The 23,049-nt window shown below is 52.5% G+C and carries 21 protein-coding genes, 1 other RNA gene and 4 pseudogenes; 13 read left to right on the plus strand and 13 right to left on the minus strand.

Annotated elements, in window-relative coordinates; genetic code table 11:
* Nucleotides 1-114 precede the first annotated feature (114 nt).
* Nucleotides 115-393: a YetF domain-containing protein gene (locus NSS88_RS00800; RefSeq protein WP_055358638.1), complete on the minus strand. Its 279-nt coding sequence runs from the start codon at nucleotides 391-393 to the stop codon at nucleotides 115-117.
* A gap of 261 nt (nucleotides 394-654) precedes the next feature.
* Between NSS88_RS00800 and NSS88_RS00805 the strand changes: the two genes are divergently transcribed.
* Nucleotides 655-1,734: a GerAB/ArcD/ProY family transporter gene (locus NSS88_RS00805; protein ID WP_341082515.1), complete on the plus strand. Its 1,080-nt coding sequence runs from the start codon at nucleotides 655-657 to the stop codon at nucleotides 1,732-1,734.
* A 260-nt stretch (nucleotides 1,735-1,994) separates the two neighbouring features.
* Here the strand turns inward: NSS88_RS00805 and NSS88_RS00810 are convergent, their stop codons facing one another.
* Nucleotides 1,995-3,431, minus strand: coding sequence for a DDE-type integrase/transposase/recombinase (locus NSS88_RS00810; protein ID WP_095859072.1), 1,437 nt, complete (start codon nucleotides 3,429-3,431; stop codon nucleotides 1,995-1,997).
* A 168-nt stretch (nucleotides 3,432-3,599) separates the two neighbouring features.
* On the opposite strand from NSS88_RS00810, the gene NSS88_RS00815 reads away from it, so the two are divergent.
* The 6 genes and pseudogenes from NSS88_RS00815 to NSS88_RS00840 form a co-directional block, all read left to right on the plus strand.
* Nucleotides 3,600-5,132 carry a spore germination protein gene (locus NSS88_RS00815; RefSeq protein WP_341082516.1) on the plus strand — a complete coding sequence of 511 codons (1,533 nt, stop codon included), beginning with the start codon at nucleotides 3,600-3,602 and terminating at the stop codon, nucleotides 5,130-5,132.
* A complete protein-coding gene (locus NSS88_RS00820; protein WP_033015181.1) occupies nucleotides 5,129-6,277 on the plus strand; it encodes a Ger(x)C family spore germination protein in 1,149 nt (382 codons plus the stop codon). The genes NSS88_RS00815 and NSS88_RS00820 overlap by 4 nt, the downstream gene beginning before the upstream one ends.
* Before the next feature lie 121 nt (nucleotides 6,278-6,398).
* Nucleotides 6,399-6,536, plus strand: a pseudogene (locus tag NSS88_RS00825) (MFS transporter); the annotation flags it as partial.
* 148 nt (nucleotides 6,537-6,684) lie between these two features.
* Nucleotides 6,685-7,617, plus strand: a pseudogene (locus tag NSS88_RS00830) (histidine kinase dimerization/phospho-acceptor domain-containing protein); the annotation flags it as partial.
* Between the two features lie 135 nt (nucleotides 7,618-7,752).
* Nucleotides 7,753-9,189, plus strand: a complete 1,437-nt coding sequence (locus NSS88_RS00835; RefSeq protein WP_095859072.1) for a DDE-type integrase/transposase/recombinase — start codon at nucleotides 7,753-7,755, stop codon at nucleotides 9,187-9,189.
* Nucleotides 9,190-9,453: 264 nt separating this feature from the next.
* A pseudogene (locus tag NSS88_RS00840) lies at nucleotides 9,454-9,831 on the plus strand (ATP-binding protein); the annotation flags it as partial.
* Nucleotides 9,832-9,887: 56 nt separating this feature from the next.
* Here the strand turns inward: NSS88_RS00840 and NSS88_RS00845 are convergent.
* The 8 genes and pseudogenes from NSS88_RS00845 to NSS88_RS00880 all read right to left on the minus strand — a co-directional run.
* The gene (locus tag NSS88_RS00845) at nucleotides 9,888-10,094 is read right to left on the minus strand and encodes a DUF6501 family protein (RefSeq protein ID WP_014195730.1); all 207 of its coding nucleotides are present in this window, start codon (nucleotides 10,092-10,094) and stop codon (nucleotides 9,888-9,890) included.
* A gap of 146 nt (nucleotides 10,095-10,240) precedes the next feature.
* Nucleotides 10,241-10,468: an NETI motif-containing protein gene (locus NSS88_RS00850; RefSeq protein ID WP_050488636.1), complete on the minus strand. Its 228-nt coding sequence runs from the start codon at nucleotides 10,466-10,468 to the stop codon at nucleotides 10,241-10,243.
* Nucleotides 10,469-10,532: 64 nt separating this feature from the next.
* Nucleotides 10,533-10,682: a DUF2639 domain-containing protein gene (locus tag NSS88_RS00855; RefSeq protein ID WP_079936670.1), complete on the minus strand. Its 150-nt coding sequence runs from the start codon at nucleotides 10,680-10,682 to the stop codon at nucleotides 10,533-10,535.
* 133 nt (nucleotides 10,683-10,815) lie between these two features.
* Nucleotides 10,816-12,528 (minus strand): DHA2 family efflux MFS transporter permease subunit, encoded by a 1,713-nt coding sequence (locus tag NSS88_RS00860; RefSeq protein ID WP_061581025.1) that lies wholly within the window; start codon nucleotides 12,526-12,528, stop codon nucleotides 10,816-10,818.
* Between the two features lie 10 nt (nucleotides 12,529-12,538).
* Nucleotides 12,539-13,177: an HlyD family secretion protein gene (locus NSS88_RS00865; protein ID WP_061581026.1), complete on the minus strand. Its 639-nt coding sequence runs from the start codon at nucleotides 13,175-13,177 to the stop codon at nucleotides 12,539-12,541.
* 2 nt (nucleotides 13,178-13,179) lie between these two features.
* Nucleotides 13,180-13,620: a MarR family winged helix-turn-helix transcriptional regulator gene (locus NSS88_RS00870; protein ID WP_011231100.1), complete on the minus strand. Its 441-nt coding sequence runs from the start codon at nucleotides 13,618-13,620 to the stop codon at nucleotides 13,180-13,182.
* Between the two features lie 205 nt (nucleotides 13,621-13,825).
* Nucleotides 13,826-14,014: non-coding RNA, 6S RNA (ssrS, locus tag NSS88_RS00875), on the minus strand.
* Nucleotides 14,015-14,166: 152 nt separating this feature from the next.
* Nucleotides 14,167-14,481 (minus strand): annotated as a pseudogene (locus tag NSS88_RS00880) (TetR/AcrR family transcriptional regulator); the annotation flags it as partial.
* A gap of 33 nt (nucleotides 14,482-14,514) precedes the next feature.
* Here NSS88_RS00880 and NSS88_RS00885 point away from each other — a divergent pair.
* Complete coding sequence (locus NSS88_RS00885) at nucleotides 14,515-14,763, plus strand: hypothetical protein (protein WP_013145420.1); 249 nt, start codon at nucleotides 14,515-14,517, stop codon at nucleotides 14,761-14,763.
* 6 nt (nucleotides 14,764-14,769) lie between these two features.
* On the plus strand, nucleotides 14,770-14,904 hold the full coding sequence (locus tag NSS88_RS00890; RefSeq protein ID WP_020755515.1) for a hypothetical protein: 135 nt from the start codon (nucleotides 14,770-14,772) through the stop codon (nucleotides 14,902-14,904).
* Nucleotides 14,905-14,953: 49 nt separating this feature from the next.
* On the opposite strand, the gene NSS88_RS00895 is transcribed toward NSS88_RS00890, so the two are convergent.
* Nucleotides 14,954-15,145 carry a GNAT family N-acetyltransferase gene (locus tag NSS88_RS00895; RefSeq protein ID WP_082432201.1) on the minus strand — a complete coding sequence of 64 codons (192 nt, stop codon included), beginning with the start codon at nucleotides 15,143-15,145 and terminating at the stop codon, nucleotides 14,954-14,956.
* Between the two features lie 253 nt (nucleotides 15,146-15,398).
* On the opposite strand from NSS88_RS00895, the gene NSS88_RS00900 reads away from it, so the two are divergent.
* On the plus strand, nucleotides 15,399-15,656 hold the full coding sequence (locus NSS88_RS00900; protein WP_049624278.1) for a DUF6154 family protein: 258 nt from the start codon (nucleotides 15,399-15,401) through the stop codon (nucleotides 15,654-15,656).
* Between the two features lie 165 nt (nucleotides 15,657-15,821).
* Here NSS88_RS00900 and ilvA read toward each other — a convergent pair whose 3' ends face one another.
* Together ilvA and NSS88_RS00910 are read right to left on the minus strand one after the other, a co-directional pair.
* The gene (gene ilvA, locus NSS88_RS00905; RefSeq protein ID WP_055358454.1) at nucleotides 15,822-17,030 is read right to left on the minus strand and encodes a threonine ammonia-lyase; all 1,209 of its coding nucleotides are present in this window, start codon (nucleotides 17,028-17,030) and stop codon (nucleotides 15,822-15,824) included.
* Nucleotides 17,031-17,233: 203 nt separating this feature from the next.
* Nucleotides 17,234-18,481: an RNA-guided endonuclease InsQ/TnpB family protein gene (locus NSS88_RS00910; RefSeq protein ID WP_047817673.1), complete on the minus strand. Its 1,248-nt coding sequence runs from the start codon at nucleotides 18,479-18,481 to the stop codon at nucleotides 17,234-17,236.
* 416 nt (nucleotides 18,482-18,897) lie between these two features.
* Here NSS88_RS00910 and NSS88_RS00915 point away from each other — a divergent pair, with 416 nt between their 5' ends.
* The 3 genes from NSS88_RS00915 (at nucleotide 18,898) to NSS88_RS00925 (ending at nucleotide 22,932) form a co-directional block, all read left to right on the plus strand.
* Nucleotides 18,898-20,067 carry an alanyl-tRNA editing protein gene (locus NSS88_RS00915; protein ID WP_339238896.1) on the plus strand — a complete coding sequence of 390 codons (1,170 nt, stop codon included), beginning with the start codon at nucleotides 18,898-18,900 and terminating at the stop codon, nucleotides 20,065-20,067.
* Between the two features lie 136 nt (nucleotides 20,068-20,203).
* Entirely contained in the window at nucleotides 20,204-21,466 is a 1,263-nt protein-coding gene (locus NSS88_RS00920; RefSeq protein WP_341082569.1) for a two-component system sensor histidine kinase NtrB, read from the plus strand.
* Nucleotides 21,467-21,564: 98 nt separating this feature from the next.
* Complete coding sequence (locus tag NSS88_RS00925) at nucleotides 21,565-22,932, plus strand: MATE family efflux transporter (protein WP_049626108.1); 1,368 nt, start codon at nucleotides 21,565-21,567, stop codon at nucleotides 22,930-22,932.
* Nucleotides 22,933-23,049 lie beyond the last annotated feature (117 nt).

Raw genomic sequence — 23,049 nt, forward strand, 5'->3', positions numbered from 1 at the left:
TCCTCCTCTCATTGTCACAACCGCACTATAACCAATAGTACACATAAAACAGAAGAAAGGCAAGAATTTTTTCCAAAATAAAGAAAGAATCCATTCCTGGATTCTTTCTTCCTCTCATTCCGGCGCCGTCGACCGCCGCGTTGACCGTTGCCGCTCGGCGGGCTGATACGTCTGAACAAACAGCCCATCTCCTTCGAGCCACTCGGCGATCAACACGTCTTTTGGCGAGGCAATTCCTTGTTTTTGCAGTTTGGCGGCCAGCCATTGCTCCGTTTTCCCAAGCTCCGCTAATTCGTCTGCCAACAGCTGGCCATCCCGGATCAGCGTCACCGGGACATACACCGGGTGGAGCGGCAGCTGGAAATCTTCACGCCGATCGTCAAATGAAGCCATTTCATGCTGCGCCCCCTTGCATGCCGTTGATGTTCGCCCTTTCTTCCCTGTATTGTGCCCCCTGCCGCCTGAGAAGTTTCGCTGTTGGGTTGCCGTTTGCGCGGATAAATTCCCCTGGACTGGAAACACTATCGTTTTAGAAAGCCAATCAGCGGCATTTCATCAGAAAAGAAGCCGGTTCAGCAAGGTTTCTGGAATCAGCAGCCTTTTGCCCTACATCCCCCGCCCTTTGGAGATTGCATGGAAAGAAAGGGATCCATGATGAACGGACAGCCGCTTAGCGCTCTGCAACTGTTATTTATGGTCATGCTGTCGGTCGGGCTGATGAATCATGTCATCATCATCCCCTTTATGCTTGAGGCCGCCCACCGCGATGCGTGGATCGCCGCCTTGGGAGCGTTGGCGTGTTTGCTCGTTTGGCTGCCGCTGCTTTATTTCACCATCCGACAACTGAACGGCGAGCGGCTGTTTGACTGGCTCAAGGCCCGATTTTCGAGCGCGGCTGCTTATGCGATGGCCGGTGTCAGCAGCGCATTCTTGCTTCTTCATAGTTTTGTCACGTTAAACGATACGGTCACGTTTACCACCACCTCTTATTTGACGGCGACGCCGAGATGGGCGCTGATTTTGGTCATCGTGGCCGTTTGTTTTTATAACTCGTACCAAGGCATCGACTCGATTGCCAACACTTCCATGATCATTTGCCCGTTCGTCATCGTGTTTGGTTTTTTCGTTATGCTCTCGACCACGCCTCATAAAGATTATTCACTGCTCAGACCAACGCTTGAACATGGTGTTGGACCTGTGCTCAACGGCATGATGTACGCCGGAGCGGGATATGTGGAAGTGATCGTTCTATTGTTTCTCTCCCATCGCCTGCCTCGCCCATTTTCATGGAAGGCGCTTGCCGCCATCGCTGTTTTCACAGCCGGGCTGAGCATCGGGCCGACGATTGGCACCATCACCGAATTTGGCCCCGAGCAGGCGACGCGCCTTCGCTATCCGGCGTTTGAGCAATGGCGGATGGTCAGTTTAGGGACGTACATTGAGCATGTGGACTTTCTGTCGGTCTATCAATGGCTGTCCGGCGCCTTTATCCGCATCTCCTTATCGACAGCGCTGATTGTGGAATTGTTTCCGATCCGCCATCCGCAAACCCGCCGTTGGGTGCTCATTGTCCTCTACTTGGCGATCACATTGGCGGCGCTGGCGCCGGTCAGCGATGAACAGTTTTTGCATTTTGTCAAACATGGGGTGCTGCCGGCATCGCTGCTGTTTAGTCTTGCGCTGTCCGTTGTGTTAAGTGGTTTCGCTTTGTTGGCATATCGAAAAAAGAGGTAGCGTCAAAAGTTCTATGAAAACTCCACACAGATCATCCCATTGAGCATCGTGGGGCATGCGGAGGGCCGGATTCGCCCTTGACCAACACCCGCCAAAGGTGCGGAAGAGTCGTCAAGGGCGACGGGGACAAAAAAGAAGGCAATAAGAAAGCCGCCCTTGCCATGACCGAATTTTACCTTTGGCGGTGTTCGGTTGGTCAAGGGTTCGCTTCGCCGAATCCGGCAGGAGTTCTGTTCAACGGGCTCCGGAGGACAAAAAAGTCAGGCCGCCTCTTGTTGGAGAAACGCTTGTGCCATGGCGATCAGCTTCGTCCACCGGGCCGGCATATGCGGAAGATCCGCCAGTTCCGGGATGACGACCGGCACCCGGCCTTCGAGCGCGCTGTGTGGGCGCAGAAAGTTGAAATACGCCACAAACAGCGTCACAAAGGACACCGAGCCTTCTTCCGCACCAAACCCATGGGTCGGGCGGTAGTTGCCTTTAAAGGTCCGGTTGAATCGCTCGATGATCTGCTTGAGAGGGCGAAACTCTTCCGAGACCGGATCCTCATTGGTCAGCCCGATCACTTGGCGGACGTCAAATGAAATCCCGTGTTGGGCGAAGAAGTGTTGCGCCAGCAGGTAAATCGGGTTGCCATCCACGACGAACGACAAGTCGTCTGGGAGGGACGCTAGCTTCCTGAGGACATCATCGATGGCCTTGATGGCCGAGAGCGTGTCCCGGTTGGGCGAGACGCGATACGACAGCACGATCTTTTTGACGGCGTCAAACATAAAGAACAGGTAATGCCAGCGCCCTTTGACGCGAATATACGTCTCGTCCCCGCAAAACGAACCGGACAGCTCATACGGGAACCGGTCGACAAAGGGCTTGATCCAAAGCGCGACGCTGTTGGCGTAGTTGAGCACCGTCTGATGGGAGATCGAGACGCCATGGATGTCCTTCATGGCGGCGGCGGTCTCCCTCGAGGACATCCCAAAGTTGACGTAGTACGTCAACACGAGCCCCAACACGTGCGGCGACGCAGCCAGCCGGGACAAATCGACCTTCGGCTTGATGAGCGACGAGGAAGCCAACGGGAGAAAGTCAAACAAGAACTCTCGAAACAAATACCGCACCTTGAAGGCTTGAGGATCCTGTTGAAACTGTTGGCGCTCCTTCTTCGTCATCCGGCGAAGGTTGGCCTGGTAAAACGGGCAAGCGTTGTTCTTGCACTTATAGATGTTGTATTCTTTGCGTTCCTTGATTTTTTCCAGCGTCTTTTTGCAGTGCGGGCAGCGAAAGACCGCTTGCTTGGTGAACCGATTTCGGTGGTTGAACCGGCACTGGCACACTTTGCATTGGTATTGCCCGTTTCCGCCGTTATTGGCGTACAGGTAAGAAGAGGGAGCCTGGCAGCGAGGGCAGGTCAACGAATCCGGAACACGGTGTTTCGCATTCGCGCGGCGCTGGATGGGCCGTAAAGGACGTCCGTGCTGGGCTTCATAGTCTGCCAACAGCTTCCGGTAATCAAGGGTTTCCGGCACATCGATGATCGGAAGGTCATCGACCTGAAGTTTCCGGTACGGCTTTTGGATGGGTTCGTCCAAGTCCTCGAGATTCAAGGATTTTCCCACGATCACACCCATCAAATACACAATGATTTGATATTGGGTCTTGATTATTTCGAGCAAATAGGCTAATAATTGAGGTAACAAAGCTTGTCACTCCTTTGTTTTGGCTGTTGGGTGTCGTTACCTCAATGATGGCCGAAAACAACGGGGGTGGCAAGCTTTTTTTCTTCCAACCGTTGAAACTCAAGGGAAAACCGTGAGTGTGGAGGATAAACTTTTGACAATACCAAAAAAGAAAAGAGGGGTGGCAGGATGAAACGACCCATGCGAGCCGCCGAAGGCAAACGGTTGAAAGACGATTACACGGGGCTCGAGACCGTCATCATCTCCGAAGAGGCGTTGCGCACGATGTACGCCAAATGCCCGGATGTCATCATGACGGAAGCCGCGATTCCAACCTCTTTTGACGGCTCGGCGGCTGTCGTGCACTTGCTGTTTATTTATTGTGAAGAACTGTGCGATACGCAAATGCTGCAAAAGGCCATTTATCCGATGTTCCGCGAGCTGTGCGAACAGCATCCGTGCTTTACGGCTGCTGACATCGAGGCCCGCAAACCGGCGGCGCTTGAGTATATGGGAAAAGAAGTGCGGATCGATGATCTCAACTTCAGGCTGTTTAGCGGCGATTTGCTCATTTATTTCCATGAAGCCGATGTCTTGTACACGATGCCGCTCGCCAGCCCGCCCAGCCGCGATCCGGAAGAGCCGAACACGGAAGTATCGATTCGTGGACCCAAAGATGGATTTATTGAAGAAATCAGCAAAAATGTCGCCCTCATTCGCAAGCGGCTGCGCTCACACCGGCTCGTCTACGAACCGTTTGTCATCGGCACACGCAGCCAGACAAAAGTCGGGCTCCTCTATGTCGATGATATTGCCAATACAGAAATCATCGACGAGGTGAGAAGCCGTCTGCTCAGTTTGTACATCGACTCGGTGACAAGCACCAACCAAATTGAAGAGTGGTTTTCCGACACCCGTTTTTCTTTGTTCCCGATGTTCGGCTACACCGGGCGGCCCGATTTTGCCGTCAATTCGCTCCTCAACGGCCGTTTTATCATCTTGGTGGACGGGGCGCCGACCGCCTTGATCGGACCGGGCAATTTAACGTTTTTGCTGAACACGGCGGAAGACAACAACACGCTTTTCTTGTTTGTCGTGTTTCAGCGCCTGCTTCGGCTCGTCGGCACTTCGGTCGCCATTTATTTGCCGGGCGCCTGGGTCGCCTTGACCTGCTTCCATCCGGACCAGCTTCCGTTCACCTTGCTGGCGACGCTCATTTTGTCGCGCCAAGGAGTGCCGCTTCCGGTGCCGCTGGAGATGTTTGTGATGATGATTTTGTTTGAGGTGTTTAAGGAAGCCGGGATGCGGCTGCCAATCGCCATCGGGCAGACGCTGTCCGTCGTCGGCGGCTTAATCATCGGCCAGGCGGCGATCAACACCGGGCTCGCCGCCCCGGCCACACTCGTCATTGCCGCCATTTCCGTCATCTCGACATTCACGCTCGTCAATCAAAATATGGCCAGCAGTGTCACCTTGCTGCGCTTTATTGTCTTGACGGCTTCCACCGTTCTTGGCCTGTTTGGCTTCATTCTGTCGCTGTTTTTCATCTTGACTTATGCGGTCAACTTGCGCACCTGCGGCGTTCCGTATCTCACGCCGCTGGCGCCGCCATCAAAAGATATCAGGAAAGTCTTTATCCCGAGTACATGGAAGCAGTTCCGCACGCGCAACCGCATTGTGCACCCAAATGATCTCATTGCGAAAGAGAGGGAACAAAAATGAGGAAGCGGCTCTTTCCCGTCATCGCTTCCGTCATCTTGCTCAGCGGCTGTTGGGACACGCGCAACATCGATCACATTGTGTATATTCATGCCATTGGGGTGGATTATAAAGATGGCCAAGTGGTCGCCTACGTTCAGCTGGTTGGTTTCACCGCCCTCGCCAAAGTCGAGGCCGGAGGCGGCAAAGAGAAAGCGGCCGTTTCCATCGGCAAAGCCGCTGGCGAAACGTTTAATATCGCGACCGACAAAATCTACCCTTCCATTCAACAAAGGGTGTCATGGGGCCATGTAAAAAGCATTGTCTTTACCAAACGGGCCTTGCAAAAAGGCATCGTGGCCGATGTGATCGACGTGCTGAACCGTTACAACGAAATTCGCCATACAGCATGGGTGTACGCCACCGATGAGCCGCTGTCCGAGCTGTTTGAAGCGACGCCGCTGTTAAACGCTTCCTCGTATTATTCGCTGTTGTCCAATCCGGAAGAAATCTTTCAACAAAGTTCGTTTATCCGCCCGATCCGGCTCAGCCGGCTGATTGTCGATATGGATGAAAAAGCCGATACGGCAAGGCTTCCGTATTTAACGCTCGACCGCCGGCGCTGGATCGAAAATAAAAAGCCGAAACCGATGCTCGCTGTTTCCGGCGTGTGTTTTGTCCACCATTACAGCCTCCAGCAATGTGTCCGCCGTTCCGATCTAGAGGGACTTCGCTGGCTCGAACACGACATTCGCCGCACCCCGATTTATGTCAAACAAAAAGGGAAAACGGTCGCCTCTCTTGTCGTCCGGGACCCGAAAACGAAATGGTCGGTCAAAGTGAAGGATGGAGAGCCTGCGTTTACTGTCCAAGTGCAGGCGCAAGGCGCCATCATCGAACTGCGCAAACCGCTCTCGCGAAAACAACTGACCAAACTGGCGGAACAAACGGTGAAGCAGGAGATCCGCCGCTTGTATGAACTTGGCAAGAAGCAGCAGATCGATATATTGAATCTGTCGGAGCAGCTGTATCGCCAGCGTCCGGATCTCTGGAAAAAACATCAGATCAACGGCCTCATCCCACTCCATAACAACACGCTATTCGTAAACGTCGAGCTCGTCATCAGTGCATCTGGAAAAGAAAAGCTGAATTACCGCGCTGGCGATTGAAAAGACAAAAATGAAGCGCCCTCTTGCCTGCGCTCACGCTGGGAAATGGGGCTTTCTCTGGTGGCAAGGATCAAGTATAATTTAGCCATATTAAGATCTATGGTTGGAACGGGGGAGAACGATGGGGGTTCATACGGAACGAACAAGCGCCGTCAGCATGACCGTCTACCCGATTTTTGTTCGCATCAGCCTCGGCCACTTTTTGAACGATGCGATGCAGGCGGTCATCCCGGCGCTCTTTCCGATTTTGCGCTCGACGGCGGCTTCGTTTACGCTCGCTGCCGCTCCTTGGCGCCTTGGCGGTTTGGCTGCTGAAAGACCGGACATAGCCAATGCATATTTTTCTTTCAATCTCTTTCCGCTATAATGAAAGGTGATGATGTCTATTCAGTTAGGAGATTTTTCGTATGGCGGGTTTATACATTAACCAGCACGTCCTGAACAACTTATTTTATATTTTAGTCACGATCTTTGCCTTTTCCTTTATTTATGACCATAGTCGAGCGATCCGGCAGCGCCCGCTCTATGGCCGGGCGCTGCTTGGGGTTTGTTTGGCGTTGGCGGCCGTGTTGTGCATGAAATTTCCGATTTACATGGATCCGCTGTGCGTCCATGATTTCCGGCAAATTCCGTTTTTGCTTGGGACATTGTATGGCGGCGGCGCAGTCGGGGCGGTGCTGTTTGTTTTCTTGATGGGTGCGCGCACCATATTGTACGGTTTTCAGCCACTTACAGTGGTCGTCTATGCCATTATGTTCGCGGCAGCGGCCGCCGCCGCCCCGCTGTTTCGAAAACTGCCCCGGTCCGGCAAGCTGCTGACTGCGCTGTGGCTGACGTTTTTGCTGGCGGTGCTGACGACATTTGTCGCCGTGATTGTTGCTGATTTTCCGGTAACGAAGCCGTATATCGTGTATTTCATTATGATGCCGCCGTTCGTCATGCTGTTCGCTGTCTATTTGATGGAGACGCTTCATGAGGCGCAGCTCGCTCGAGCGGAGCTGATGAAGATGGAAAAAATGCAGATCGTCAGCCAAATGGCAGCCAGCATTTCCCATGAAATCCGCAACCCGCTCACCGTCGTCAAAGGATTCATCCAGCTGCTGCAAACGGGTCGGCTGCCGCGCGAAACCGAAGAGCGGTACATTCGCATCGCCTTAGAGGAACTCGAGCGGGCGGAAGCCATCATCCGCGACTATTTGACGTTTGCCAAACCGGCGCCGAAAGAAACCGAGCCGATTAATGTGTCCACCCAGCTTCAGAAAGTGTTGCAAATGATTACGCCAATGGCGCATATGCATTCGATCCATGTATCCTCTTCCCTCGAAGATGGCGGTATTGTCAAAAGTTTATCCTCCACACTCACGGTTTTCCCTTGAGTTTCAACGGTTGGAAGAAAAAAAGCTTGCCACCCCCGTTGTTTTCGGCCATCATTGAGGTAACGACACCCAACAGCCAAAACAAAGGAGTGACAAGCTTTGTTACCTCAATTATTAGCCTATTTGCTCGAAATAATCAAGACCCAATATCAAATCATTGTGTATTTGATGGGTGTGATCGTGGGAAAATCCTTGAATCTCGAGGACTTGGACGAACCCATCCAAAAGCCGTACCGGAAACTTCAGGTCGATGACCTTCCGATCATCGATGTGCCGGAAACCCTTGATTACCGGAAGCTGTTGGCAGACTATGAAGCCCAGCACGGACGTCCTTTACGGCCCATCCAGCGCCGCGCGAATGCGAAACACCGTGTTCCGGATTCGTTGACCTGCCCTCGCTGCCAGGCTCCCTCTTCTTACCTGTACGCCAATAACGGCGGAAACGGGCAATACCAATGCAAAGTGTGCCAGTGCCGGTTCAACCACCGAAATCGGTTCACCAAGCAAGCGGTCTTTCGCTGCCCGCACTGCAAAAAGACGCTGGAAAAAATCAAGGAACGCAAAGAATACAACATCTATAAGTGCAAGAACAACGCTTGCCCGTTTTACCAGGCCAACCTTCGCCGGATGACGAAGAAGGAGCGCCAACAGTTTCAACAGGATCCTCAAGCCTTCAAGGTGCGGTATTTGTTTCGAGAGTTCTTGTTTGACTTTCTCCCGTTGGCTTCCTCGTCGCTCATCAAGCCGAAGGTCGATTTGTCCCGGCTGGCTGCGTCGCCGCACGTGTTGGGGCTCGTGTTGACGTACTACGTCAACTTTGGGATGTCCTCGAGGGAGACCGCCGCCGCCATGAAGGACATCCATGGCGTCTCGATCTCCCATCAGACGGTGCTCAACTACGCCAACAGCGTCGCGCTTTGGATCAAGCCCTTTGTCGACCGGTTCCCGTATGAGCTGTCCGGTTCGTTTTGCGGGGACGAGACGTATATTCGCGTCAAAGGGCGCTGGCATTACCTGTTCTTTATGTTTGACGCCGTCAAAAAGATCGTGCTGTCGTATCGCGTCTCGCCCAACCGGGACACGCTCTCGGCCATCAAGGCCATCGATGATGTCCTCAGGAAGCTAGCGTCCCTCCCAGACGACTTGTCGTTCGTCGTGGATGGCAACCCGATTTACCTGCTGGCGCAACACTTCTTCGCCCAACACGGGATTTCATTTGACGTCCGCCAAGTGATCGGGCTGACCAATGAGGATCCGGTCTCGGAAGAGTTTCGCCCTCTCAAGCAGATCATCGAGCGATTCAACCGGACCTTTAAAGGCAACTACCGCCCGACCCATGGGTTTGGTGCGGAAGAAGGCTCGGTGTCCTTTGTGACGCTGTTTGTGGCGTATTTCAACTTTCTGCGCCCACACAGCGCGCTCGAAGGCCGGGTGCCGGTCGTCATCCCGGAACTGGCGGATCTTCCGCATATGCCGGCCCGGTGGACGAAGCTGATCGCCATGGCACAAGCGTTTCTCCAACAAGAGGCGGCCTGACTTTTTTGTCCTCCGGAGCCCGTTGAACAGAACTCCTGCCGGATTCGGCGAAGCGAACCCTTGACCAACCGAACACCGCCAAAGGTAAAATTCGGTCATGGCAAGGGCGGCTTTCTTATTGCCTTCTTTTTTGTCCCCGTCGCCCTTGACGACTCTTCCGCACCTTTGGCGGGTGTTGGTCAAGGGCGAATCCGGCCCTCCGCATGCCCCACGATGCTCAATGGGATGATCTGTGTGGAGTTTTCATAGAACTTTTGACGCTACCAAGATGGCATCGTCATCGGAAACGTACAATATTTCCAACAGTGTTTTCTCAACTTGTTGAAAAACAGCATTGAGGCGATGCCGAACGGCGGCACGCTCCATGTTGCGGCCGAGAACCGGGGGGCATCAGTCGTCATTACCATTTCCGACAACGGCGTTGGCATGACGAAAGAACAAGTGCGCCGCTTCGGCGAGCCATACTTCAGCACAAAAGAAAAAGGCACTGGGCTTGGTGCGATGGTCGCCGTCAAAATCATCGAACAAATGGGAGGAACGTGGACGATCGAAAGCGCCGTACAAAAAGGGACGACGTTGACGATCACGTTGCCGGCAAGTCGGGTGGGACCGCCGACGGCAGAACAAAGCGCCGTCGGCTGATCGAAAAAACGGATGCCCTGTTTCGGACATCCGTTTTTTCTTGGTGATTGGCGCGATCATTTGACTTCCTCAAAATAATCTTTGTAAAACCCGCCGACTTTTCCGCTGTTGTCAATGACAAAATAAAACTCGTCGGTTTCGTTTTTTACTTCATATACTTTGCCCGGCGTCAATACATTGCTGACCATGTATTTTTCCGCGTTCGTGTGAACGCACTTTACTTTTTTGATCGTCGGCCGGGTCGCCCATGTGTGATGAATCATGGCGTCATCTCCTTCTCTTTATATTTTTCCCCTTCTTTATTGTAGCGACCCGGACAACCGGCTGCAACGTCCCATTCGCCATTTGCCGCTATGGCCGACGCCTCAAATCGTTGACGTCGGCGGGCAACCGTGCTAACGACCTGTTGCTACGGCTCATCGCGCACCCCCTCAAATTCGATGATGCGCCCGCACGGCTCAACCATCGTTTCGCCGTTCGTTTCCACTTCGCGGAAAATTGGCTGCTCGATGCGGCGGATGGGGCGGTAGCCTTCCTGTTTCATTCGCGCTAAACAGGCGGCGATCGTTTCCCCTTCCGCTACCGTAAACCGTTTTTTCTTCATCGCTTCCGGCGCGTCCCCACTCTTGTCAACCATCAGGCGCGCCTCCCTCCTTTCCCCTTTAGGTTGTCCAAAAAAGAAGCCGGATTTTTCATCCGGCCTAGCGCGTTTTCTGCACATATTTTCGGTACAGCCCGTACAGCTCCGCCGCCTTGTACGTTTCAATTTTTTTCCGTCCGACCGGATGACGGGCGATGCCCGCCTTTTTCAACTCAGCCACAAGCCATCCTTTCGAGCCGAAATGCGCCATGGGCGCTCCCCTCCCCTCTTTTGTCATCCGCTTGTCTTTATGATGTATATGTATGCAAAAAGGGAGCAAGAACATTGTTGTCCATAATGGCATAAAACAAAAAAAGAAGCGGCTTCTGCGCCGCTTCCTTTGTTTACGCTGATGGCGATTTATGCTTTTTTCCCTTTAAGAAAAACGCCATCATTAACGCCAATACCGTCAAGCAGGTGGCGACGAAAAAGGCATCGTTAATCCCTTCGACAGTCGATCTCTGCTGCACGAGCCCATACAGCAGCTGCACCACCGCTTCATCGCTCGGAATCGCCTGCTTCAGCTGGCCGACAAGGCTCATGAAAAACGGATTGTTTTCCGTCATCTCATTTCGGTACATGTCCGCATGGAATTTGGCCCGGTTGGACATGATCGTCACCAAGAACGCCGTTCCGAGCGAAGCGGCCACTTGGCGGATCGTATTGGACATCGCCGTGCCGTGGCTGTACAAATGGCGCGGCAAGGCGTTCAATCCTTCCGTCATAATCGGCATTCCGAGCATCGACATGCCGAACATGCGGAAAATATAAAGCCAAATTAACTGGCTGTACGGTGTATCCATCGTCAGCTTGCTGAATTCCCACGTCGTGACCGCGGTGATGATCAAGCCGACGATCGCCAGCGCCCGCGCGCCGATGCGGTCAAACACCCAGCCGGAAATCGGCGACATGATCGCCATGACAATCGCTCCCGGTAGCAACAGCAAACCGGCATCAAGCGGCGTAAAGCCGCGCAAGTTTTGCAAATACACCGGAAGCAAGACCATGGCGGCAAACATCGCCATGTTAATGACCGAACCGATGACGGTCGCCAACGTAAACACTGGGTAGCGGAACACACGGAAATTGAGCACCGGATGCTCCGAGCGGAGCGAACGCCATGTGAACATGATGAGGAACAAGGCGCCGATGACAAGCGACACAACGACTTCCGTCTCGCCCCATCCTTTGCTGCCGGCTTCGCTGAAGCCATACAGAACGCCGCCAAACCCGATCGTGGAGTAGACCGCCCCTTGCACGTCCAGCACTGGATTGCCTTTACGCGGCGTATGTTTCAGCCAGACGGAGGCAAGCACAATGTCTACAATCGCGATCGGCAACACGACGTAAAACAACAGCCGCCATGTATAATGTTCAACGATCCAGCCAGACAGCGTCGGCCCGACCGCCGGCGCAAACATCATGGCGATTCCGACCGTTCCCATGGCCACCCCGCGGCGTTCCGGCGGGAAAATCGACAACATAATGACCATCATCAGCTGCATAATAATGCCCGCCCCGACCGCCTGCATCAGCCGCCCTGCGAGCATGACGGCAAAGGTTGGAGCGATCGAGCAAACAAACGCGCCGATGGCGAAAAACGACATGCCAGACAAAAACAGCCGTTTCGCTGGAAACTTCGCAATTAAAAACGGGCTGATCGGGATGAGCACCCCGTTGACGAGCATATATCCTGTCACGAGCCATTGAATCGTCGACGTTTCCACGTTGAAATCTTGCATCATATGGGGCAAGGCGACGTTGATCAACGTTTGGTTCAAGATGGCGACAAACGCGCCCAGCATGACCGTCGCCACAACTTTTCCGCGGCTGCCGATATCCCCGAGGCCGCCTTGCCCGGCTGGAGCGGCCGGACGCCCATCCGTTCCTGCCGCTGGCTCTGCTTTCGTTTCCGCTAACGGTTGAGCGTTGGCTTCCGCCGCTTCATCCGCCGCCTTCCCTGCAGCTGAAGCCGGTTTGCGGCGGCGCAGCGCGATGTTGACCGCCGCCAAAACCAAAACGGCAAACACAATATAACCAATGACAAATGTTGTCATGTCCCATCACCTACTTATGGATGCGGACGGTGACGTTCATGCCCGGCACAAGTCCGGCTCCGCTGTAATTGTCAATGGAAATCGTGACCGGAATCACTTGGGTCACTTTCGTGTAGTTGCCGGTCGCATTGGAGCTCGGCAGCAGGCTGAACGTATTCGCTGTCGCATTGCCAATCTTTTCGACTTTGCCGCTGAATTTGCGGTCCGGATACGCATCGACATAAATATCGACGTCTTGCCCGACTTTCACGTCTTCAATATCGGTCTCTTCAATGTTCGCCGTCACCCACAAATCGTTCAAATCAAACCCTCGGGCAAGCGGCGTCCCCGCGGCGACAAACGAGTCCTTGACTGCGTTTTGCTGCACGATCGTCATCCGATGCGGCACTGTCACCGGAATCGTTGTTTTGCCGTCAAACACCTCGCCGATTTCTTCCCCAGCTGAGAAGGTTTTTCCCGTGTCGCCCCGCCAGGATGTTAACTTCCCGGACAGCGGCGCAGCGACGGAGATGACCTGGCCGTCGATGCGGGCGTTGTCCGTTTTAATGTAGTTCGTTGCTTCATTCACATAGTAGTAGGCGGCAAAGCCTCCACCGACAAGCAAAATGAGCACAATGATGTTCAGCGCAACCAGTCGTTTCACGTTCACGTCTATTCCTCCCCGAGTAAAATCGCTTTAATTTTTTCATGAAGATGCAAAAACTGTTCAATCTCCTCTGGAGAGACGAGTTCTTGAATGCGGCCAAGCCGCCGGCGCAGCACCGACTGCTCGCCAAACGCTTCCGACACCGTCTCTTTTCCTTTTTCCGTCAAACTCAAAATGACCGCGCGCCGATCTTGCTTCGACGGCTCTCGGACAACAAGGCCGGCGCCGACGAGCCGGTCAACCGTGCCGCTGACATTGCTGTTGCTTAAGTTTAATTTTTCCGCCAAGTCATTCAGACGAATATGCTCTTTTTTCAGCAGCGTATATAAGACGATCAGCTGCACCTCTGTCACCCCGACGCGGGCGGCGTCCTCGCGGATGAGGCGATAAAGCGCCTTTTGCGTCCGGAAGACAGCATACATGATGTCCCGGCTGATCCCTTCCATTCATCCCCCCTCCTTGCCTCATCTTTCTTGTTGGAATAGTTTCAATACGAATTATTACTGTACGAAATATAGTTATTATAACATGAAAACAGGAAAAATCAACTATATTGTTTCATGTCTTTTTGAGAAAACATACGCAACGAAAAAGAGTCCAACCGGATGTTTTGCATCCAGTTGGACTCTTTTGCCAACTCCTCATTCGTGAATCCGCGCCGCTGTTGCCGTTGGCTGAATGCAGTTTCTCAACCACGCTCCACCAGGTGGGTGTTCGCAGAAGCGTTCCTGCCGTCCTCCATCACGAATATTGAGGCATGACATTCCCGCTTCAATGTAGAACTCCCTTTTGATTGCCATCGGTTGAAACTTCATTCTACAACGCACAACGCAGCAACGGATTGGTGATTATTATGATACATGATCGGCCGTCCCTTGGCAAGAGGGACATCCATCCATTTTTTCAAACTGGATACACCCCATGCTTCCGCTCAGAAAAGATCCATGGGCAATGGTTTGCCCTCCACCCAGGGATGAAAATCACCACTCACCAACGTGGGATTTTCGCAGAAAATTATGGTAAAACCCGCCTTTCGACGTATCGCTTTCCGCAACGATGCGGTCGACCGTCACGCCGTGGTAGCCGTATTTCTCAAATAAATGAAGCGCCGTATCGATAATGCGGTCTCTGAGCGGTTTGTCAGCCATAGAAAATCCCCTTTGCCATTTATAATACACTATTTTCTGAAAAAGTGAAATATTTTTTGTTTTTCCTTTACCATACCCGAACTGCACCATGATTGTCAACCATTGTTTCTCATGACCAACACGGTCGTACAGGGCCTGCTGATACATAATGGCCGCCATGTTTTCAAATGATAAAGATGGAGGTGGCTTCGATTGGAACCGATGCTATGCCCAAACTGCAAAACGAACCGGACGCGGTTTCATCTCATTGAGCAGCACCCGCGTGCGGTCAAGCTCGATCCGCACACCGGCGACATCGAGCACGAATACACAAACGAAGCGCTCGAACCGTTCCATCTCCCATACCGCGGCCCGAGCTACCGCGTCCAATGCGGCGTCTGCGGGCTGATCGAAGATGCGGACATGTTCATTCAGCGCGCTAAATCGTCTCCATTGAGGTGATTCGATATGGCGAACAAAAAACAAACACCTTCTTCCATCGCTGACCAAAAACAGCTCGTCAACGACAAGGCAAAAGCGATGCGGGAGCACGGCGGCGAGCACATTCGCCGCGGCACGCCCAACGGCGCAGACGGACAATAACCGCCAGCCTGCTTTTGTACACAAGCAAGCTGGCGGGACTTCCTCCCTTCTAACGGTACATCGCCCACAATCCGATATCGCGAAAACCAAGGCGATGGTAAATGCGGCCGGCGTCTGGATTGTCATAAAACAAGCACGGCATCTTCCTTTCAGCGAGCAAATCGCAAACGAGCTTCGCCACGACGGTGCTGGCATACCCTTTCCCTCGATGCTCCTGATCCGTGCAGACACCGACGATCATCGCCGACAATGAGAATTGAACGACGGATCTTGCCGCAAAAACGAAAATACTTGTTGATCGTCTTCGGCCGTTAACCGGCGAATCATAGAATTCCCCCGCTTTTCGAATGATATTTTTTCCATTATACTATGCATCATCCCTGTTGCCAATGGCATTTGTGGCGTCAAACCGAGAGGACTGCCGATGCCCCTAAGTCTGCATCGGCCAACTGCAAAGAAAGGAGGAAGCCCGCTCTCAAAAAAGCGAGGCGACGATGCCGATGAAGTTTATTGATAATCTGTACGAATACTATAAAGATCGACTGACCGGGGATGAAGAAGATGCCGAAGCGGTGGCGATGTCGATTTTAGATGAACTTAGCCGCCGCGATGTGCTCAAGCTGATTGGTGAGATGACTGATGAAGAGCTTCTCGGCATGTTCGGTTTGTATGTCCTGGAAAGCTTGAAAGCGAAAATGGCCCGCGAAGGCCTCGGCGCGACGCGGCCGCAAGATGCGCCGCGCGTGCATTGACAAAACAAAACGGCTGTCCCCCATGTCATAAGGAACAGCCGCTATGTTGGGCAAATGATGGTTTCGTATTCATGTGGCAGCCCTGTGAACATGATTTCGAAGACGGCTTTTCCACTGTTTGCTTAACAGACAGTGGCGAAACACAAACCGTTTTCCCACGCGCGCTCATCGGTAAAACTGTACATCATAGCCTTCTTTCAACAACACTTGGTAGATTTGCTGAATGTGGTCTTCGTTTTTTGTCTCGAGCGAAAAGTGAATTTCCGCCTGACCTGGCAGCACTTTGGCGCCGATGCGCTGATGATGAATCGACATCACGTTTGCCTCAAGCTCCGCAATAATGCGCAGCAGCTTGTTCAACTGGCCCGGCTTGTCGGAGATGACCGTTGTAAACGTCACAAATCGTCCGGCTTCGACGAGCCCCCGCTCGATGATGCGGGAAATGAGCGTCACATCGACGTTGCCGCCGCTTAAAATGGCGGCGACTTTTTTGCCGCGAAACGGCAGCTTTTGATACAACAATGCCGCCAGCGGACAAGCTGCCGCCCCTTCGATTAACAGCTTGTTCCGCTCGAGCACATACAGCATCGTCCGTGAAATTTCCGCCTCTTCCACGCACACAACGCCATCGACGTATTGCTCAATGTATTGGTACGTAATATTGCCCGGCTTTTTCACGGCAATCCCTTCGGCGATCGTATTCGATGCGGCAATGGAGACGGGCTGTTTATGGCGTATGGCCGCCGTCATGCCTGGGCAAGCCGATGACTCAACGCCGTACACTTCAACCGACGGCTTCAGCTGTTTTAACGTAAGCGCCACCCCCGCAAGCAACCCGCCGCCGCCGACTGGACAAAGAACGACATCGACGTCGGGAAGCTGCTCGATCAGCTCTAAGCCGATCGTCCCTTGGCCGGCCATCACCGCCAAGTCGTCAAACGGATGAACGAACGTCATCCCCCGCTCACGCTGCAACTCTAACGCATATTCCAAAGACTCGTCAAACACATCGCCGTACAGCACGACTTCCGCCCCGTAGCTTTTCGTCGCTTCAATTTTGCTGAGCGGCGCCCCTTTTGGCATGACAATCGTGCAAGGAATGCCGAGCATGCCGCTTGCGTAGGCGACCCCTTGGGCGTGGTTGCCGGCCGAGGCGGCGATGACGCCGCGCGCCCTTTCTTCTTCCGTGAGCGACATAATTTTATTGAATGAGCCTCTCACCTTAAACGAACCTGTTTTTTGCAAATTTTCCAATTTCATATACACGTCATTGCCGGACAGCCGGCTGAACGTCTGCGAATGCTCAAGCGGCGTTTGGTGGACGATGCCTTTCATTTTCGCTCGCGCTTGTTCAATGTCTGTTAACGTCAACATCATCAAACCACCCTTTCCGATCGGGCGACCGGTTCTTGTTCACCCCGCTTTATTATATACAAAACATTTCATCACCGACAAATGTTGCTTTTCTTTAGTTGGTTTTGGATTATTTTTAGCATATAGTTTTGTTGCGTGAACTACCCCCACTTAATTTTCTAGCGAAAATTTGAAGTGGGGGCTTCCAAAGAAGTTTGACTGCTTCAAGCAATCCTTATTCTTTGAGGCGTGTCCACTTCGCCGCTAGAGCATAAGACACTCAGGTCTACAGCTTTACTTTTCTTTAAGATGTTTAATGCGCCATTGACATCAGCATTAATTAGTTTGCCAGACTTTGTTCGATACAAGCCGCGCTTAATACGTTTGCCGCTGAACTTATATTCTTTTGGATTGTCGGCATTATATTCAGGAATCTCATCGCCGTCAAAAAAGCTGGCTTGAGACGTATAGGATTCTTCCTGTTTCAAGAATTCAATGCCGTAAAATTCACAAAGATATTCTAGTTTTTCTTTTATGTTACCGAGAGGAATATTGACAAAGTTTTGATTTGTCTTTTTTCCTAGATTCATATTGCGTTGCCATGTTTCCGCATAGCCAATGACAAGTTTGCCAATTTGATTTTCAATACAGTAGTTAATGATGTAACGGCAAGTCTTGTTGATATAATCATTCACTTTATTATTGCGATTCATAGCAAGCAAAGCCTGTTTACGAGTGGTGCCTTTGATTTTTTGCTTATCTTTTATGCTTTGAAGTCTGGCATTTTCTTTGTTAAACCATTGATTGATACTTTTTAATCTCCGCCCATCAATGATGAATGATCTGCCGTCTGATGTGACACAAGTGGCAAGATTGTTTAATCCTAAATCAATTGCCAGTGCTTTTTGGTCATTTAATTCTCTTTGATCTTCAGGCATTTCATATTTGTACTGAATCTCAAAGAACCTGGCATGATGCTTAGGAATGATTTCAATCTGCTTAATCTTTTTGTCCAGTAACACAGGCGGAATCGTTATCGTGATAGGCTTGTGAGTCTTTTTAAATAGGCGAGAATACGGTATCGTGAATTTGTTGCCGTCTATACGAATCTGGCCAATGATCAGTGAATGAAAGCCATCTTTTTTAAGATATTTTGGAATACTGATAGCCTTGTGGTCATATTTTCCTTGTTTGGCAAGACTGATCAAACCAAAGAAAGATTTAAAGGCTTCATTGACCTTTTTTAAAATTTGCTGTGCCATGTTGCTGTTTAACAGCTTATAGTTTTCGTTAGTTTTGGCAAGATGATAATTTTTCTCATAATTAAGAAATTCCTTGTGTTCAAAATAGTATTGTCTGACATTGTACAATCCGACGTTGTACATGTTCTTGGCAATATGGCACAGTTCTCGAAGAGTCAAGTATTCTTCTTTGGTCAAACCATTTAGCTGTTGTTTGATACAAAAATACATTTTTTCACCTCCCATCTAACTATATTATACTATATTTTACTGAATCTATCCTATTTTCAGCAAAATATAGTTAAGGCGATTCATCTCCCACTTACTCCGCTTCGCTTCGTTGAAGTGGGAGTCTTCTCGCCTAATTAAGATAAAATCATGTTCAACAAACATCGCTGCAACCCGCTTCCTTTGTCAAACCGTTTGAACGTTGGACTTGTCCCAAAACATCAGAGTGTTTCTAGAGGAAGAGCTGTCTACGGTCTGTTCTTTTTCTTTTGTGAATATTGTTTATTTAGAACATTGTTCTATAGATTTGGCCAATTGCCAACGGGAAAAAGCGGCCAAAAAGATCGGCGATAGGCAAACGCGAAGGAATTTGCTAATATGAAAGAAAAGCATTCGGAAGACGAAAGGATGAAACGGTTGTGACGAAAAAGTTGTACTATACGGCGCCGGATGTTGACGTGTGGACGACAACGGTGACAAGCGTCCGCCAAGACGGCGAAACATACATTGTCACCTTGACGGAAACAGCGTTTTACCCGGAAGGCGGTGGCCAACCGTCTGACGCCGGCACGATCGCCGGCTTGCCGGTGCTCGATGTGTTTGACGAAAACGGGGAAGTGTATCACCGCCTTCCTGCCCACCCGGGAATGGGCGCCGTTTCATGCGTCCTTGATAGGAAACGGCGCCGCGATCATACACAACAGCATAGCGGCCAACATGTATTATCCGCTGTACTCGTTGAACAGCTCGGCGCCGAAACAGTCGGTTTTCACCTTGGGCGCGAGGTCGTCACAATCGACATCACGGCGGGTGCGCTGACGGAAGCAGACATGCTGGCAGTGGAAAACCGGGCCAACGAACTCATTTACGCGAATCTCCCGGTCGAGACGTATTGGGTGACGCCGGAAGAAGCAGAACGGATGCCGTTTCGCAAGCGTCCCGATGTCCAAGGTTCTGTCCGTGTTGTCGAGATGAAAGGGATCGATTTGTCGGCGTGCTGCGGCACCCATGTGAAACGCACGGGCGAAATCGGCGTGATCAAATTGCTGAAAGCAGAGCGCCATCGCGGCATGACGCGTCTTTCCTTTCTTTGCGGCGGCCGGGCGCTTGCCGACTACCAGCAAACCCACCGCGTCGTGCAGGCGGCAGCAGGTCGGTTCGGGACAAGCCGCGATCAGCTGCTCGACGTGATCGCAAAATGGGAACAAGAGAAAAAAGAATGGGAAAAACGGCTGCGCCAATACGAGGCAATCGTCTTTGCCGTCGAAGCCGAACGGGCCGCCGCCGAATCAGGACGTGCAGTGATTGGCTGTTACGACCAATATGGGGCAAAAGAACTGCAAATGATCGCCCGTCTGATCGCCGACCGTTATGGCAAAACCGCGCTTCTCGCCTCCACCTCCGATTGGCGCGCCGTGATCGCCAAAGCACCGTCTTCCTTGCTCCATGCAGGGAACTGGCTGAAAGAACAAGCCGCCCTGTTTGGCGGCAAAGGGGGCGGCAACGAGCGGCAGGGGCAAGCTGCTTTTCCGTCCCTTGAGGCGCTTAGCCAGTTCCTTTCCCGCGTGGAAACGGCAGTCATCGATTGACGGCTCCTGCCCGCACCGCCCGGTTGCTTCGATTCGTTTCGTCCTCCCGTCGGATCGATGCGATGTCCGCCATAGCCGACGGAGGGCGGTTTTTGTAAAATGAAAAACGAAATGTGCAGCTAAGGAGTTTGAAGAGATGAACGATCGACTCGTACAATCGCAAATCGAAGAGCTCGAACGAAAGCTGCGCGCTTATGAGCGGCTCATCGAAACGCTTCCGTTTCCGTTCACCTTTGCCGATTACGAAAGTGGAATCGCCATCGAAAAAAAGCGCGGCGACATCCGGCCGCACCTTCGCACCATTCCACCGTCCCTTGAAAAGGAAGCCAAATGGCAGTGGGATATTGACTTGTATCACGACGTACCGTTTGAAAAAGTGGAAGCCTTTTTGACGCCGCTGCTCGATCTCGTGCCGCACCATATCGTTTTTGTCGACGACAAAGGGATCATCACGCTTTGCAATTTGCAGGCGGCCATTGACACGGGCGTCGAGCGCGACGCCATCATCGGCAAACATATTCGCGAGCTGCTGAAGCTGCCTGACGAGCTGATCGCAACGCTCGAATCGCTTGAAAAAGGCGAGCCGCTCTACAATCACGAGGTGCTCGACCGATTTTACGGCATCGTCAACACCCGTTTTATTTACAACGATGACGGATCGATCAAACGAGTCATCAGTATGTTTCAGTCGCTCAATATGATGAAAGAAACGGAAAAGCTCGCCGTCGCCGGCCGCATCGCCGCCGGCATCGCCCATGAAATCCGCAATCCGCTGACGACGGTGCGCGGCTATTTGCAGCTGCTCAAAACCGAGCTGCCAGACCGGATCGCCTCGCTCGTCGAACGCCTGCTCATTCCTGAGCTTGACCGGGCAAACGGCATCATCACCGACTTTTTAAACATCGCCAAGCCGGCGGACGTGAAGATGGAAACGTTCCGGCTGCACCGTTTTTTGCGCGACGATGTCGGCGTTCTGCTGCAGAGCGAGGCGTTGCTGCACAGTGTGAACGTCCATTTTGACCTCGACGAACAACTGGACGATTACGAAATGAGCGGCGACCGCCGCCAGCTTTTGCAAGTGTTTTTAAACTTATTCCGCAACGCTGTGGAAGCCAAAGTGGCCAAAACGATGAATGTCACGGTGAGCAGCCGGAAAGTGAACCATATCGTCCAGCTTCGCTTCTGCGACGATGGGCCCGGCATTCCGCCATCGGTCATCGACCATGTTTTCGATCCGTTTTTTTCAACGAAGGAAACGGGAACTGGGCTCGGCCTGTCGTTATCGAAAAAAATCGTCGAACTGCATCGCGGGACGATGAAAGTGCAAAGCGATGCACGCGGCACTTGTTTTTTGATCGAATTTCCGCTTTGCAGCCAACCGCCGTTTCTTTCGTCGTAAATTGCTTCCGAAGAGGGAGGCCATCCCGGCTTCGGAAACGATGAGGTTGATGATTTAGAACAATGTGTCACTTTATCATGGAAAAAGGGGGAACGATTATGACCACGCCCGCTCCGCCCAACGGCAAATGGCGGCGCCTGTTCGCCTTGTTTCTTCCCATTTTCGTTTCGCAAACGGGCCAATATGCCATGAACTTTGTCGATGTCGCCATGTCCGGCCACGCGAGCGCCGAAGATCTTGCCGGCGTCGCGATCGGCTCCAGCCTATGGGTGCCGGTGTGGACCGGCGTCGGCGGCATTTTGCTCGCCTTGTCCCCGATCGTCTCGCATCATCTCGGCGCCGGACGCCATGACTCAATCGCCCGCGCCGTCACCCAGGCGCTCTACTTGGCTGTCGCGCTTGCTGCCGCCATTGTCATGGCCGGCGCCGCTTCTGTGCCGTTGATCTTGAAACAGATGTCTTTGGACGAAAACGTTCGGCATATCGCCTTTCATTACTTACGCGCCTTGTCGTTTGGGATCGTCCCGCTGTTTCTTTATTCTGTGCTCCGCTATTTCATCGATGCACTTGGGCAAACGAACGTGACGATGTGGATTACGCTCACCGCCTTGCCGATCAATATGCTGTTCAACTGGCTGTTGATTTACGGGCATGGCGGGTTTCCGCGCCTTGGCGGCATCGGCACCGGCTATGCGACAGCGATCACGTACGCATACTGCTTCGCGGCCGCTGCCTTTGCCGCGGTGAAATTTCGCCGTCTGTCTCCCTATCGCGTGCTCGTCCGTTTTTACCGTCCGTCATGGGCCGCATGGAAAGAGTTGCTGAAAACCGGGGTGCCGATCGGATCAGCCATCTTTTTTGAAACGAGCATTTTCGCTGCGGTGACGCTGCTTGTCGGCCGGTTTGGCACCGAAACAGTCGCTGCCCATCAAAGCGCCCTCAACTTCGCTTCCTTGTTGTATATGATTCCGCTCAGCTTATCGATGGCGCTGACGATCGCCGTAGGCGTTGAAGCTGGGGCCAACCGTTATGAAGCGGCCAAACAATATTGCCTGATCGGTATCACCCTCGCCTTGGCGGCCGCTGCCGCCGCTGCATTGTTTCTTTCCATCTTCCGCGGCGATGTTGCTCGACTGTATACAAACGATCCGACAGTGGCGGCGTTGACGGGGAAATTTTTGCTCTATGCGATCTTCTTTCAAGTTTCCGATGCCATCGCCGCTCCCATCCAAGGAGCGCTGCGGGGCTATAAAGAGGTGAACGCCGTTTTTTGGTCCGCTCTTCTCGCCTATTGGGGCATTGGCCTTCCGCTTGGCTGCGCGCTCGCTCTCTTGACTGCCGCCGGAGCGTTCGGCTATTGGATCGGCCTGATCGCCGGATTGGCAGCAGGTGCTCTGTTTCTCAGCTTTCGCCTGCGGGCCGTTTGGCGCAGACATGACAGCGGGCGTGCGCCGCTCGCCTCCTAAACGGCCGCTGCCCAAACACGGGCTGTTTTTCCTGAACCGAAACACCGCATAAATCATTGTCTGCGCATATGCAGTCATAGGAAAAGGTGTCCCGCTCCTTTTGGGACACCTTCGCTT

It is taken from the genome of Geobacillus sp. FSL W8-1251 (assembly GCF_038005945.1).
Taxonomy (GTDB): domain Bacteria; phylum Bacillota; class Bacilli; order Bacillales; family Anoxybacillaceae; genus Geobacillus; species Geobacillus stearothermophilus.

What these genes read in the sequence shown, in the direction of transcription:
- NSS88_RS00800 (WP_055358638.1), bottom strand. Translation starts at nt 393, where the DNA reads ATGGCTTCATTTGACGATCGGCGTGAAGATTTCCAGCTGCCGCTCCAC.
- NSS88_RS00805 (WP_341082515.1), top strand. Translation starts at nt 655, where the DNA reads ATGAACGGACAGCCGCTTAGCGCTCTGCAACTGTTATTTATGGTCATG.
- NSS88_RS00815 (WP_341082516.1), top strand. Translation starts at nt 3,600, where the DNA reads ATGAAACGACCCATGCGAGCCGCCGAAGGCAAACGGTTGAAAGACGAT.
- NSS88_RS00820 (WP_033015181.1), top strand. Translation starts at nt 5,129, where the DNA reads ATGAGGAAGCGGCTCTTTCCCGTCATCGCTTCCGTCATCTTGCTCAGC.
- NSS88_RS00845 (WP_014195730.1), bottom strand. Translation starts at nt 10,094, where the DNA reads ATGATTCATCACACATGGGCGACCCGGCCGACGATCAAAAAAGTAAAG.
- NSS88_RS00850 (WP_050488636.1), bottom strand. Translation starts at nt 10,468, where the DNA reads ATGGTTGACAAGAGTGGGGACGCGCCGGAAGCGATGAAGAAAAAACGG.
- NSS88_RS00855 (WP_079936670.1), bottom strand. Translation starts at nt 10,682, where the DNA reads ATGGCGCATTTCGGCTCGAAAGGATGGCTTGTGGCTGAGTTGAAAAAG.
- NSS88_RS00860 (WP_061581025.1), bottom strand. Translation starts at nt 12,528, where the DNA reads ATGACAACATTTGTCATTGGTTATATTGTGTTTGCCGTTTTGGTTTTG.
- NSS88_RS00870 (WP_011231100.1), bottom strand. Translation starts at nt 13,620, where the DNA reads ATGGAAGGGATCAGCCGGGACATCATGTATGCTGTCTTCCGGACGCAA.
- NSS88_RS00890 (WP_020755515.1), top strand. Translation starts at nt 14,770, where the DNA reads ATGGCGAACAAAAAACAAACACCTTCTTCCATCGCTGACCAAAAACAG.
- NSS88_RS00895 (WP_082432201.1), bottom strand. Translation starts at nt 15,145, where the DNA reads ATGATCGTCGGTGTCTGCACGGATCAGGAGCATCGAGGGAAAGGGTAT.
- NSS88_RS00900 (WP_049624278.1), top strand. Translation starts at nt 15,399, where the DNA reads ATGCCGATGAAGTTTATTGATAATCTGTACGAATACTATAAAGATCGA.
- ilvA (WP_055358454.1), bottom strand. Translation starts at nt 17,030, where the DNA reads ATGTTGACGTTAACAGACATTGAACAAGCGCGAGCGAAAATGAAAGGC.
- NSS88_RS00910 (WP_047817673.1), bottom strand. Translation starts at nt 18,481, where the DNA reads ATGTATTTTTGTATCAAACAACAGCTAAATGGTTTGACCAAAGAAGAA.
- NSS88_RS00920 (WP_341082569.1), top strand. Translation starts at nt 20,204, where the DNA reads ATGAACGATCGACTCGTACAATCGCAAATCGAAGAGCTCGAACGAAAG.
- NSS88_RS00925 (WP_049626108.1), top strand. Translation starts at nt 21,565, where the DNA reads ATGACCACGCCCGCTCCGCCCAACGGCAAATGGCGGCGCCTGTTCGCC.